This window comes from Citrobacter sp. XT1-2-2 (assembly GCF_023516235.1).
Taxonomy (GTDB): Bacteria; Pseudomonadota; Gammaproteobacteria; order Enterobacterales; family Enterobacteriaceae; genus Citrobacter; species Citrobacter werkmanii.
The window spans coordinates 1,376,514-1,389,309 of sequence record NZ_CP097324.1; the positions used below are offsets into that span (position 1 = coordinate 1,376,514).

Consider the following 12,796-nt stretch of genomic DNA (forward strand, 5'->3'; position numbering starts at 1 on the left):
CATATTACAGAGGTTATCAATGGCTATTGAACGTACTTTTTCCATCATTAAACCAAACGCGGTGGCAAAAAACGTTATTGGGAGCATCTTTGCGCGCTTTGAAGCTGCAGGGTTCAAGATTGTAGGGACTAAAATGCTGCACCTGACCGTTGAGCAGGCGCGTGGCTTTTATGCTGAGCACGACGGCAAACCGTTCTTTGACGGTCTGGTTGAATTCATGACCTCCGGTCCGATCGTTGTTTCCGTTCTGGAAAGCGAAAACGCCGTACAGCGTCATCGCGATCTGCTGGGCGCTACCAACCCGGCGAACGCGCTGGCCGGTACCCTGCGTGCCGACTACGCTGACAGCTTCACCGAAAACGGGACTCACGGTTCTGATTCCGTTGAATCTGCCGCTCGCGAAATCGCCTATTTCTTCGGTGAGGGCGAGGTTTGCCCGCGTACGCGCTAATAAGCTCGTCCTGTAGGCCGGATAAGCGTTTGCGCATCCGGCTCTGCTTTGCCTGATGGCGACGCGAGGCGTATTATCAGGCCTACGTTCTTTCTTTACATATTATTTTCGCTAATGCTTCGTGCAAACGTGGCATCCCTGCGCCAGACTTTGTACAATGCAACGCCCCGGAAGAGCAGACCGCTTGCCGGGGCGTTTCTTTTTAACCCTCCACGGGCCACAACGTGTAACAACGAGGCCGGAAAAAATTATGTCTGAATTAGTTAACACCTCTGAAGTCGTCATTCCTGCGGTTCCAAATAAAAATGGAAAAATTAACCTGCTGGATCTGAACCGTCCGCAAATGCGCGAATTCTTCAAAGAAATGGGCGAAAAGCCGTTTCGTGCCGATCAGGTCATGAAGTGGATGTACCACTATTGCAGCGACAACTTTGATGACATGACTGACATCAATAAGGTGCTGCGTAACAAGCTGAAAGAAGTCGCTGAAATTCGCGCCCCGGAAGTGGTGGAAGAGCAGCGTTCCTCTGACGGCACGATCAAATGGGCTATCGCGGTTGGCGATCAGCGCGTTGAAACCGTTTATATTCCGGAAGACGATCGCGCGACCCTGTGTGTTTCTTCACAGGTTGGTTGTGCATTAGAGTGTAAATTCTGCTCTACGGCGCAACAGGGATTTAACCGTAACCTGCGAGTGTCGGAAATCATTGGTCAGGTTTGGCGTGCGGCGAAAATCGTCGGTGCGGTAAAAGCAACGGGTGTTCGTCCTATCACCAACGTGGTGATGATGGGGATGGGCGAGCCGTTGCTCAACCTGACTAACGTGGTGCCGGCGATGGAAATCATGCTGGATGACTTCGGTTTCGGGCTGTCCAAGCGTCGCGTTACGCTTTCCACCTCAGGGGTTGTACCTGCGTTGGATAAGCTGGGCGATATGATTGACGTTGCGCTGGCGATCTCTCTGCATGCGCCGAACGATGAAATTCGTGACGAAATTGTGCCTATCAACAAAAAGTACAATATCGAAACGTTCCTCGGGGCAGTGCGTCGTTATCTGGAGAAATCCAACGCCAACCAGGGTCGTGTGACCATTGAGTATGTCATGTTGGATCACATCAATGACGGTACCGAACACGCGCATCAACTGGCTGAACTGCTGAAAGATACGCCGTGTAAGATCAACCTGATCCCGTGGAACCCGTTCCCTGGCGCACCGTATGGTCGTAGCTCTAACAGCCGTATCGATCGTTTCTCCAAAGTGTTGATGAGCTATGGTTTCACCACCATCGTGCGTAAAACACGTGGCGATGACATCGATGCAGCCTGCGGCCAATTGGCAGGCGACGTTATCGACCGTACCAAGCGTACTCTGCGCAAGCGTATGCAGGGTGATGCTATCGACATCAAAACCGTTTGATGTCGAGCGCACTACGGTATAATTCTTGTACCGTAGTGCAATGTAAGCCAGGTGAGGTTCTTTGGTTGTTGTCGTCAGGTCAATAATAACGGTGCGTTTTTGTCGACTTTAAGGCAGTATGTAACGGCGCAACAAGAGTTTAACCCTCAGGTTTACGCTTTTTTGTCATTGGTAGTCTGACCGTTTTATACTGTCTGACGAAGGTTAACTGACCAGATGTTTCGCGGTGTGGGTGAGCATTGTGACTCGCCGGCGCCAGAACCCAAATTTACGCAGCTGTAGCGAATGAATACTGAAGCCACGCACGACAAAAATGAAGCACTCTCCACCGGCGTTCGTCTGCGCAATGCCCGTGAACAACTCGGATTCAGCCAACAGGCAGTCGCGGAACGACTGTGCCTGAAGGTCTCCACGGTACGCGATATTGAAGAAGATAAGGCACCAGCCGATCTCGCTTCAACATTCCTGCGTGGGTACATCCGTTCTTATGCGCGTCTGGTGCATATTCCTGAAGAAGAACTGTTGCCAGGGCTGGAAAAACAGGCTCCAGTTCGCCCTGCTAAAGTCGCGCCGATGCAGAGCTTCTCGCTCGGTAAGCGTCGTAAAAAGCGCGATGGCTGGTTAATGACCTTCACCTGGCTGGTGCTGTTTGTCGTTGTCGGACTGACAGGCGCCTGGTGGTGGCAGAACCATAAAGCGCAGCAGGAAGAGATCAGCACCATGGCCGATCAATCTTCTGCTGAGCTGAATGCCGGTAAAGACACTGCGCAGAATGTACCGTTAGATACCAGCGCCGCAGCAGGTCAGGAGACGACGCCGACTGCAGATGATGGCGCAGTGGCGGACGCCGCGCCATCGACGGATGCTCCGGCAACCCCGGCGCCAGCCGCGGATGCGCAACAGAATGCTGTTGTAGCGCCGTCTCAGGCCAATGTCGATACCGCAACCGCAGCGCCAACAAATGCGGCCCCGCTGCCGACTGACCAGGCGGGTGTAAGTACCCCAGCAGCCGATCCTAACGCACTGGTAATGAACTTTACCGCCGATTGCTGGTTGGAAGTAACCGATGCAACCGGTAAAAAATTGTTCAGCGGTATGCAGCGTAAAGACGGTAATCTGAATTTGACCGGTCAGGCGCCGTACAAACTGAAAATTGGCGCTCCGGCGGCAGTGCAGATTCAGTTCCAGGGTAAACCTGTCGATCTGAGTCGTTTTATCAGAACTAACCAGGTTGCACGTCTGACCGTTAATGCCGAACAATCACCGGCTCAGTAACAGACGGCAATGCGGGAGATTTTTTAATGCATAACCAGGCTCCAATTCAACGTAGAAAATCGACACGCATTTACGTTGGGAACGTGCCGATCGGCGATGGCGCGCCCATCGCCGTACAGTCTATGACCAATACGCGCACCACTGACGTGGAAGCGACGGTTAATCAGATCAAAGCGCTGGAACGCGTAGGCGCAGATATTGTTCGTGTCTCTGTACCGACAATGGATGCTGCAGAAGCGTTCAAGCTTATCAAACAGCAGGTTAATGTCCCGCTGGTTGCCGATATTCACTTCGACTACCGTATCGCGCTGAAAGTGGCGGAATACGGCGTTGACTGTCTGCGTATCAACCCAGGCAATATCGGTAATGAAGAGCGCATCCGTATGGTAGTAGACTGCGCTCGTGATAAAAATATTCCTATCCGCATCGGTGTAAACGCCGGATCGCTGGAAAAAGATCTGCAGGAAAAATACGGTGAACCGACGCCGCAGGCGCTGCTGGAATCCGCTATGCGTCATGTGGATCACCTCGATCGTTTGAACTTCGATCAATTCAAAGTCAGCGTTAAAGCCTCTGACGTTTTCCTCGCCGTAGAATCCTATCGCCTGCTGGCGAAACAGATCGATCAACCGCTGCATCTGGGGATCACCGAAGCCGGTGGCGCACGTAGCGGGGCGGTGAAATCCGCGATCGGTTTAGGATTGCTGCTATCAGAAGGGATCGGCGATACGCTGCGTGTTTCTCTGGCTGCCGATCCGGTGGAAGAGATCAAAGTGGGCTTCGATATTCTGAAATCGCTGCGCATTCGCGCGCGCGGGATCAATTTCATCGCTTGTCCAACCTGCTCACGTCAGGAATTCGACGTTATCGGTACGGTTAACGCGTTGGAGCAACGCCTGGAAGATATCATTACGCCAATGGATGTTTCGATCATCGGCTGTGTGGTAAATGGTCCTGGCGAAGCGCTGGTTTCTACGCTTGGCGTGACGGGCGGTAACAAGAAAAGCGGCCTGTACGAAGACGGTGTGCGTAAGGACCGACTCGACAACGACGATATGATCACACAGCTTGAAGCCCGTATTCGCGCTAAAGCGAGTATCCTGGACGAAGCGCGCCGTATCGACGTGCAGCAGCTTGAAAAATAACAACGTGATGGGAAGCGGCGTGCTTCCCGTGTATGATTGAACCCGCATGGCGCCCGCATTGTTCGGGTTAGCGCTGAGGGTTCATTTTTATATTCATAAAGAGAATAAACGTGGCAAAAAACATTCAAGCCATTCGCGGCATGAACGATTATCTGCCTGGCGAAACCGCCATCTGGCAGCGCATTGAAGGCACACTCAAAAACGTGCTCGGTAGCTACGGTTACAGTGAAATCCGCTTGCCGATTGTAGAGCAGACCCCGTTATTCAAACGCGCGATCGGTGAAGTTACCGACGTGGTTGAAAAAGAGATGTATACCTTTGAGGACAGAAATGGCGACAGCCTGACTCTGCGTCCTGAAGGGACTGCGGGCTGCGTACGCGCCGGCATTGAACATGGTCTCCTGTACAATCAGGAACAGCGTCTGTGGTATATCGGGCCGATGTTCCGCCACGAACGTCCGCAGAAAGGACGCTATCGTCAGTTCCATCAGTTGGGTGTCGAAGTGTTTGGCCTGCAGGGGCCGGACATTGATGCTGAACTGATTATGCTGACCGCTCGCTGGTGGCGCGCGCTGGGTATTTCTCAACATGTTAGCCTGGAGCTGAACTCAATTGGTTCGCTTGAAGCCCGTGCTAACTACCGTGATGCGCTGGTCGCCTATCTGGAACAGCATAAAGAGAAACTGGACGAAGACTGCAAGCGTCGCATGTACACCAACCCGCTGCGCGTGCTTGACTCCAAAAACCCAGAAGTGCAGGCGCTGCTCAACGACGCACCTGCGCTGGGTGATTATCTCGATGACGACTCTCGCGAGCATTTCGCGGGTCTGTGCAAACTACTGGAATCCGCAGGGATTGCCTACACCGTTAATCAGCGTTTGGTTCGTGGTCTTGATTACTACAACCGCACCGTATTTGAGTGGGTTACCAGCAGTCTGGGCTCGCAGGGTACCGTGTGCGCCGGTGGTCGTTACGACGGTCTGGTCGAGCAACTGGGCGGTCGCGCAACGCCAGCTGTGGGCTTCGCCATGGGCCTGGAACGCCTTGTTTTGTTAGTTCAGGCAGTGAATCCGGAATTTATTGCCTCCCCTGTTGTCGATATATACCTGGTTGCTTCAGGCACAGACACACAGTCGGCGGCAATGCGGCTTGCGGAACGTCTGCGTGATGAAGTTCCTGGTGTGAAACTGATGACCAACCACGGCGGCGGCAACTTTAAGAAACAGTTTGCCCGTGCCGATAAGTGGGGCGCCCGCGTTGCACTGGTACTGGGTGAGTCCGAAGTGGCTGACGGTACTGTTGTAGTGAAGGATTTGCGCTCTGGTGAGCAAACGGCAGTAGCGCAGGATGGCGTTGCCGCGCATTTGCGCACTCTACTGGGCTAAGGAGAAGGACAGCGTGGAAATTTACGAGAACGAACACGACCAGGTTGATGCGGTAAAACGCTTCTTTGCCGAAAACGGCAAAGCGCTGGCGGTTGGGATAATTTTAGGGGTTGGCGCACTGGTTGGCTGGCGTTACTGGACCAGCCATCAGACGGAGTCCGCACGCTCTGCTTCTCTGGCATACCAAAATACGGTGACCGCGGTTAGCGCGGGTAAAGCGGATAGCATTCCTGCGGCAGAGAAATTTGCAGCAGAGAATAAAAATACCTACGGCGCGTTAGCTTCACTGGAACTTGCGCAGCAGTTTGTTGACCAAAATGAACTTGAGAAAGCTGCAAGCCAGCTGCAACAAGGCCTGGCTGCAACCAGCGATGAGAATCTCAAAGCGGTGATTAACCTGCGTCTGGCTCGTGTTCAGGTGCAGCTTAAACAGGCTGATACCGCGCTGAAAACACTCGACACCATTAAAGGTGAAGGGTGGACGGCCATTGTTGCCGATCTGCGCGGTGAAGCGTTGCTGAGCAAGGGCGACAAACAAGGTGCGCGTAGCGCATGGGAAGCGGGTGTGAAAAGCGATGCCTCTCCTGCTCTGAGCGAAATGATGCAGATGAAAATCAATAATTTGTCCATCTGAGAGGGACCCGATGCAATTGCGTAAATTACTTCTGCCAGGGCTGCTTTCCGTTACCCTATTGAGCGGCTGTTCACTGTTTAGTGGCGAAGAAGATGTCGTTAAGATGTCCCCATTACCGGTGGTTGAAAACCAGTTTACTCCGTCTACGGACTGGAGCACTTCCGTGGGCAACGGTATTGGTGATTTCTATTCCAATCTTCATCCTGCGCTGGCGGATAACGTTGTCTATGCAGCCGATCGCGCAGGTGTCGTGAAAGCGTTGAACGCAGACGACGGCAAAGAAGTGTGGTCTGTTAATCTGGGTGAGAAAGACGGTTGGTTCTCCCGTGCATCTGCACAGCTTTCTGGCGGCGTAACCGTGTCCGGTGGTCATGTTTACATTGGCAGTGAAAAAGCGCAGGTTTATGCGTTGAATACCAGCGACGGTACCACCGCATGGCAAACGAAAGTTGCCGGTGAAGCGCTGTCCCGTCCGGTTGTGAGCGATGGCATGGTATTAATCCACACCAGCAACGGTCAATTGCAGGCGTTGAACGAAGCTGACGGCGCCATCAAGTGGACCGTTAACCTCGACATGCCATCCCTGTCTCTGCGTGGCGAATCTGCCCCTGCGACGGCCTTTGGCGCAGCAATTGTTGGTGGTGATAACGGTCGCGTAAGCGCCGTGCTGATGCAACAGGGCCAGATGATTTGGCAGCAACGTATTTCTCAGGCGACAGGCCCAACGGAAATCGATCGTCTGAGTGACGTTGATACCACGCCGGTTATCGTCAATGGCGTTGTTTACGCGCTGGCTTATAATGGTAACCTGACCGCGCTGGATCTGCGCAGTGGCCAGATTATGTGGAAACGTGAACTGGGCTCGGTAAATGATTTCATCGTCGATGGAAACCGTATCTACCTGGTCGATCAAAACGACCGCATCCTGGCGCTGACTACCGACGGCGGCGTGACGCTGTGGACGCAAAGCGATCTGTTGCACCGTCTGCTGACGTCTCCGGCATTGTATAACGGCAATTTGGTTGTGGGCGATAGCGAAGGCTACCTGCACTGGATTAACGTTGAAGATGGTCGCTTTGTTGCCCAGCAGAAAGTCGACAGCTCCGGTTTCCTGACCGAGCCAGTCTCTGCGGATGGTAAACTGCTGATCCAGGCGAAAGACGGTACGCTGTACTCCATTACGCGTTAATCGTCCTGGCCGCTCGCTTTGAAAAACGGCTCCTGGTGCAGGGGCCGTTTTACTGTTTTTAACAACGGCGCAAAAATGTGCGCGTTGTCTGATGATTTTTTAAATGAGGCTTTAAACATGGTACCTGTGGTCGCGCTTGTCGGGCGCCCTAACGTTGGCAAATCCACGTTATTTAACCGTCTAACTCGCACCCGAGATGCGCTGGTTGCGGATTTTCCGGGTCTGACTCGTGACCGTAAGTACGGTCGTGCGGAAATTGAAGGCCGCGAGTTTATCTGTATTGATACCGGCGGTATTGATGGTACGGAAGACGGTGTTGAAACCCGCATGGCTGAACAGTCTCTGTTGGCTATCGAAGAAGCGGACGTTGTACTGTTTATGGTGGATGCGCGTGCTGGCCTGATGCCAGCGGATGAAGCCATTGCTAAACATCTGCGTTCACGCCAGAAACCGACGTTCCTGGTGGCCAACAAAACGGACGGACTGGATCCCGATCAGGCGGTTGTTGATTTCTACTCGCTGGGTCTGGGTGAAATTTATCCGATTGCTGCCTCCCATGGTCGCGGCGTTCTCAGCCTGCTGGAGCATGTTCTGCTGCCGTGGATGGATGACGTTGCACCGCAGGAAGAAGTCGATGAAGATGCGGAATATTGGGCGCAACTGGAAGCCAAAGAAAACGGTGAAGAAGAGCCTGAAGACGACTTCAACCCGCAGGATCTGCCGATCAAGCTGGCGATTGTCGGGCGTCCGAACGTAGGTAAGTCCACACTGACTAACCGTATCCTCGGCGAAGACCGCGTGGTGGTTTACGACATGCCAGGGACCACGCGTGACAGCATTTATATTCCGATGCAACGCGACGAACGTGAATATGTGCTGATCGACACCGCTGGCGTGCGTAAGCGCGGGAAAATTACCGAAGCGGTAGAAAAATTCTCAGTCATCAAAACGCTGCAGGCGATTGAAGATGCCAACGTGGTCATGCTGGTGATTGATGCGCGGGAAGGTATTTCCGATCAGGACCTCTCGCTGCTGGGCTTTATCCTCAATAGTGGGCGCTCACTTGTTATTGTCGTCAACAAATGGGACGGCCTGACGCAGGAAGTGAAAGAGCAGGTCAAGGAAACGCTGGACTTCCGTCTGGGCTTTATTGATTTTGCGCGCGTACACTTTATCTCTGCGCTGCACGGTAGCGGTGTCGGTAATCTGTTTGAATCGGTCCGCGAAGCGTACGACAGCTCCACCCGTCGCGTTAGTACCGCGATGCTGACGCGTATCATGACCATGGCGGTAGAAGATCATCAGCCGCCGCTGGTACGTGGTCGTCGCGTGAAGCTGAAATATGCCCATGCCGGTGGTTATAACCCGCCGATCGTGGTGATTCATGGCAATCAGGTGAAAGATCTGCCGGATTCATATAAGCGCTATCTGATGAACTACTTCCGCAAAACTCTGGACGTGATGGGGACTCCGATCCGCATTCAGTTCAAAGAAGGGGAAAACCCGTTTGCGAATAAACGTAATACACTGACGCCGACCCAGATGCGTAAACGTAAACGTTTGATTAAGCACATTAAAAAAAGCAAATAATCGTTGCTGATGTTGATAAAAACCCGCGCTTGTCGCGGGTTTTTTTTCGGTATTCCATCGCCAGCTTCTGACCGTGCGATGTCAATCACTATTCGTTTTTTACCAAGTTTAAATCTAAGAAAGTAGACATTTGTCGAGTTTTCATCTTAAAGTCCGGGGGTTGGTACTAGACAAAACTAGTCTTAGGTTATCAAATGGTTAAATAACTTTTCGCCGCATGTAAAAAATCGGTCAGATACGTAACTGGCTGGCGTACATGCGGTGTATACACGCACGACGACATAACTTTCGGGAGAATTATGCAATCCTCTGTTAATCAAAAAGAAAGCCGAACTTTCTTCGGCCATCCTTATCCGCTCGGCTCGCTGTTCTTCACAGAGATGTGGGAGCGTTTCTCGTTTTATGGCATTCGCCCATTACTGATCCTGTTTATGGCGGCTACCGTCTATGACGGCGGCATGGGGCTGGCGCGTGAAAACGCCTCGGCGATTGTGGGTATTTTTGCCGGTACGATGTATCTCGCCGCGCTGCCTGGTGGTTGGCTGGCGGATAACTGGCTCGGCCAACAGAAAGCCGTATGGTACGGTTCCATCCTGATTGCGCTTGGTCATCTGTCGATTGCGCTTTCGGCCATTATGGGTAATAACCTGTTCTTTATCGGCCTGATGTTTATCGTGCTCGGTTCCGGTCTGTTTAAGACCTGTATTTCGGTCATGGTTGGCACATTGTATAAAAAAGGCGATGCGCGTCGTGATGGCGGTTTCTCGCTGTTTTACATGGGCATCAATATGGGGTCATTCATCGCCCCCTTGATCTCCGGTTGGTTGATTAAAACCCATGGCTGGCATTGGGGCTTTGGTATCGGTGGTATCGGGATGCTGGTGGCGTTAATCATCTTCCGTGTGTTTGCCGTTCCGTCGATGAAACGCTACGACAGCGAAGTGGGACTGGACTCGACCTGGAACAGCCCGGTAGTGAAGCGTAACGGTGTGGGCGCATGGCTACTCGCGCTGGCTGTCGGTGTGGCGATTATCGTTACGCTGATTGCGCAGGGCGTGATTGTGATTAATCCGGTCGCGGTTGCCAGCATACTGGTGTACGTGATTGCCGCCTCTGTTGCGCTCTACTTTATCTACCTGTTCATCTTTGCCGGCCTGAATCGCAAAGAGCGCGCCAGACTGCTGGTTTGCTTTATCCTGCTGGTTTCCGCCGCATTCTTCTGGTCGGCGTTTGAGCAAAAACCCACCTCGTTCAACCTGTTCGCCAACGACTACACTAACCGTATGATCGGTGATTTTGAAATTCCGGCGGTCTGGTTCCAGTCGATAAACGCCCTGTTTATCATCCTGCTGGCGCCGGTATTTAGTTGGGCGTGGCCGAAGCTGGCGAGTATGAACATTCGCCCGAGCAGCATCACTAAGTTCGTTATCGGTATTTTGTGTGCGGCGGCAGGCTTTGGCCTGATGATGCTGGCGGCGCAAAACGTTCTCAGCAACGGCGGGGCGGGCGTTTCTCCATTCTGGCTGGTAGGCAGTATCCTGATGCTGACGCTTGGCGAGTTGTGTCTGAGCCCGATCGGTCTGGCGACCATGACGCTGCTGGCACCGGAAAGAATGCGTGGGCAAATGATGGGCCTGTGGTTTTGTGCCAGTGCGCTGGGTAACCTGGCCGCAAGTCTGATTGGCGGTCATGTGAAGGCTGACCAACTGGATATGCTGCCGGATCTCTTCGCTCGCTGCTCGATTGCGCTGCTGATCTGCGCCGCGATCCTGATTGTCCTTATTGTTCCCATTCGTCGCATGCTGGAAAATACGCAAACTAAACCGGCAACCAGCGCCTGATAACACCTCGATTATGCCGGGGCAGAAACTATGCCCCGGTCATTCAATTGATGAGGTATGACGTTTTGTTGGACCTGGGCGACATTTAGCGCAGCGTGTTAAACTCAACGCAAGAATCGATCCCTGTACTGGAGTTGCAATGTCTATCATTTGTCCGGATTGCCACGCTGAACTGGAGCCACAAAACGGTGCGGCGCGCTGTGAGAGTTGCCAAAAAGATTTTCAACTGGAAGCACGTTGCCCAGAGTGCCATCAACCACTCGAAGTACTCAAGGCTTGTGGCACGGTGGATTATTTCTGTCAGCATGGCCATGGGCTGATTTCGAAAAAACGCGTGGAGTATGTGCCGGTTTAAACCGGCTTTTTCTTCCGCGTTTTTTTCGCCGCCGTTACGCCCCTCACTTCGCTTTCCACCCAGCCATCTGCTAGTCGGGTGGTGATGACATCGCCTGCGCTGACCTGTTTGATCTGTTTCAGTACGCCGCCGCCCGTGGTGGTAGAAACGCTGTAGCCGCGCGCCAGCGTCGCCAGCGGACTGACCGCTTCGAGATGAGTAACCGCGTTGCCGAAACGCTCTCGCTGTTCGCTTATACGTGTGCGTACATTCTCCATCAGACGATATTCCAACTGCTGAATACGGGCTTGTGCGCGATAAATGCGGGGCTGTGGATTTTGTTGATTCAGTCGCTGCAGCATACGTTGCTGGCGCTGATTCGCCTGCTTTATTTGGTTTTCCAGCGCGCTGCTCATGCGCTGACGCAGCCGTTCCAGAGAAGTTTGCTGGCGCGCCAGACGCAACTGCGGGTGCTGCTGCTGGAGGCGGTGGAAAAGCTGCGTGAAACGACGGGTGCGGTTGGCGAGGTAGTAATCCATCGCCATGCCCAGACGCTGCTGGGCAGATTGCACCTGACGCAGCAGCTCTTGCTGGTTACGGCTGACGATTTCCGCCGCCGCCGACGGCGTCGGCGCGCGCAGGTCGCCGACAAAATCGGCGATCGTGACGTCGGTTTCGTGGCCGACGGCGCTAACCACTGGAATGCGGCTGGCAAATATTGCGCGCGCCACGCGTTCGTCGTTAAAACTCCATAAATCTTCCAGCGAGCCGCCGCCGCGCCCGACGATTAACACGTCGCACTCGCCGCGCGCGTTTGCCAGTTCAATGGCGCGAACGATTTGCCCCGGCGCGTCGTCGCCCTGTACCGCGGTAGGGTAGATAACTACCGGCAGCGACGGATCGCGGCGTTTAAGAACGTGGAGAATATCGTGCAGCGCCGCGCCGGTTTTCGAGGTAATCACTCCGACACAGTGGGCCGGGGAGGGCAGCGGTTGCTTATATTGCTGATCGAACAACCCTTCCGCCTGCAGTTTGGCTTTCAGCTGTTCATACTTCTGCTGTAATAGCCCTTCGCCCGCGGGCTGCATGCTCTCAACAATTATCTGGTAATCGCCGCGCGGTTCGTACAGCGTGATGTTGGCGCGTACCAGTACCTGCTGACCGTGCTGCGGACGGAACGTCACCCGGCGGTTGCTGTTGCGGAACATCGCGCAGCGCACCTGGGCGTTATCGTCTTTTAAGGTGAAGTACCAGTGGCCGGAAGAGGGCTGGGTGAAATTCGATATTTCGCCGCTGATCCACACTTGTCCCATCTCCTGCTCAAGCAGCAGACGAACCGTCTGATTCAGGCGGCTTACGGTAAAAATTGAGGCGGTCTGAGAGGATAACATGTGAGCGGGATCAAATTCTAAATCAGCAGGTTATTCAGTCGAAAGTAACATGCTCACAGAGGAGCGCAAGGTTTTTTTGCAAAAAAGTGTGGATGCAATCGGTTACGCTCTGTATAATGCCGCGGCAATATTTAATAACCTCCC

11 protein-coding genes are annotated in these 12,796 nt (G+C 53.4%); 10 read left to right on the plus strand and 1 reads right to left on the minus strand.

All coding sequences use genetic code 11. The annotated features are described in order from the left end of the window. Window positions 1-19 precede the first annotated feature (19 nt). From ndk to M4I31_RS06615, 10 genes are all read left to right on the plus strand, one after another. On the plus strand, window positions 20-451 hold the full coding sequence (gene ndk / locus M4I31_RS06570; protein WP_003037710.1) for a nucleoside-diphosphate kinase: 432 nt from the start codon (window positions 20-22) through the stop codon (window positions 449-451). A gap of 250 nt (window positions 452-701) precedes the next feature. After that, on the plus strand, window positions 702-1,868 hold the full coding sequence (locus M4I31_RS06575; RefSeq protein WP_085049324.1) for a bifunctional tRNA (adenosine(37)-C2)-methyltransferase TrmG/ribosomal RNA large subunit methyltransferase RlmN: 1,167 nt from the start codon (window positions 702-704) through the stop codon (window positions 1,866-1,868). A 285-nt stretch (window positions 1,869-2,153) separates the two neighbouring features. Beyond that, the gene (gene rodZ / locus M4I31_RS06580) at window positions 2,154-3,143 is read left to right on the plus strand and encodes a cytoskeleton protein RodZ (RefSeq protein ID WP_085049325.1); all 990 of its coding nucleotides are present in this window, start codon (window positions 2,154-2,156) and stop codon (window positions 3,141-3,143) included. Window positions 3,144-3,169: 26 nt separating this feature from the next. Continuing rightward, complete coding sequence (ispG, locus tag M4I31_RS06585) at window positions 3,170-4,288, plus strand: flavodoxin-dependent (E)-4-hydroxy-3-methylbut-2-enyl-diphosphate synthase (RefSeq protein WP_016154000.1); 1,119 nt, start codon at window positions 3,170-3,172, stop codon at window positions 4,286-4,288. A 110-nt stretch (window positions 4,289-4,398) separates the two neighbouring features. Beyond that, window positions 4,399-5,673 (plus strand): histidine--tRNA ligase, encoded by a 1,275-nt coding sequence (hisS, locus tag M4I31_RS06590; protein ID WP_069324459.1) that lies wholly within the window; start codon window positions 4,399-4,401, stop codon window positions 5,671-5,673. Window positions 5,674-5,686: 13 nt separating this feature from the next. Then, window positions 5,687-6,307, plus strand: coding sequence for a YfgM family protein (locus tag M4I31_RS06595; RefSeq protein ID WP_038642608.1), 621 nt, complete (start codon window positions 5,687-5,689; stop codon window positions 6,305-6,307). Between the two features lie 10 nt (window positions 6,308-6,317). After that, the gene (bamB, locus tag M4I31_RS06600; protein WP_069324460.1) at window positions 6,318-7,496 is read left to right on the plus strand and encodes an outer membrane protein assembly factor BamB; all 1,179 of its coding nucleotides are present in this window, start codon (window positions 6,318-6,320) and stop codon (window positions 7,494-7,496) included. Between the two features lie 117 nt (window positions 7,497-7,613). After that, window positions 7,614-9,086, plus strand: coding sequence for a ribosome biogenesis GTPase Der (gene der / locus M4I31_RS06605; protein ID WP_038642605.1), 1,473 nt, complete (start codon window positions 7,614-7,616; stop codon window positions 9,084-9,086). 299 nt (window positions 9,087-9,385) lie between these two features. Further along, complete coding sequence (locus M4I31_RS06610; RefSeq protein WP_250856862.1) at window positions 9,386-10,927, plus strand: peptide MFS transporter; 1,542 nt, start codon at window positions 9,386-9,388, stop codon at window positions 10,925-10,927. Between the two features lie 139 nt (window positions 10,928-11,066). After that, a complete protein-coding gene (locus M4I31_RS06615) occupies window positions 11,067-11,282 on the plus strand; it encodes a zinc ribbon domain-containing protein (RefSeq protein WP_085049326.1) in 216 nt (71 codons plus the stop codon). On the opposite strand, the gene xseA is transcribed toward M4I31_RS06615, so the two are convergent. Next, window positions 11,279-12,652, minus strand: a complete 1,374-nt coding sequence (xseA, locus tag M4I31_RS06620; RefSeq protein ID WP_085049327.1) for an exodeoxyribonuclease VII large subunit — start codon at window positions 12,650-12,652, stop codon at window positions 11,279-11,281. The genes M4I31_RS06615 and xseA overlap by 4 nt on opposite strands. Window positions 12,653-12,796: the final 144 nt, after the last annotated feature.

Excerpts from the sequence above, each read along its gene's own strand:
- xseA (WP_085049327.1), bottom strand. The coding sequence starts at position 12,652 with ATGTTATCCTCTCAGACCGCCTCAATTTTTACCGTAAGCCGCCTGAAT.
- M4I31_RS06575 (WP_085049324.1), top strand. The coding sequence starts at position 702 with ATGTCTGAATTAGTTAACACCTCTGAAGTCGTCATTCCTGCGGTTCCA.
- der (WP_038642605.1), top strand. The coding sequence starts at position 7,614 with ATGGTACCTGTGGTCGCGCTTGTCGGGCGCCCTAACGTTGGCAAATCC.
- rodZ (WP_085049325.1), top strand. The coding sequence starts at position 2,154 with ATGAATACTGAAGCCACGCACGACAAAAATGAAGCACTCTCCACCGGC.
- ispG (WP_016154000.1), top strand. The coding sequence starts at position 3,170 with ATGCATAACCAGGCTCCAATTCAACGTAGAAAATCGACACGCATTTAC.
- M4I31_RS06610 (WP_250856862.1), top strand. The coding sequence starts at position 9,386 with ATGCAATCCTCTGTTAATCAAAAAGAAAGCCGAACTTTCTTCGGCCAT.
- bamB (WP_069324460.1), top strand. The coding sequence starts at position 6,318 with ATGCAATTGCGTAAATTACTTCTGCCAGGGCTGCTTTCCGTTACCCTA.
- ndk (WP_003037710.1), top strand. The coding sequence starts at position 20 with ATGGCTATTGAACGTACTTTTTCCATCATTAAACCAAACGCGGTGGCA.
- M4I31_RS06615 (WP_085049326.1), top strand. The coding sequence starts at position 11,067 with ATGTCTATCATTTGTCCGGATTGCCACGCTGAACTGGAGCCACAAAAC.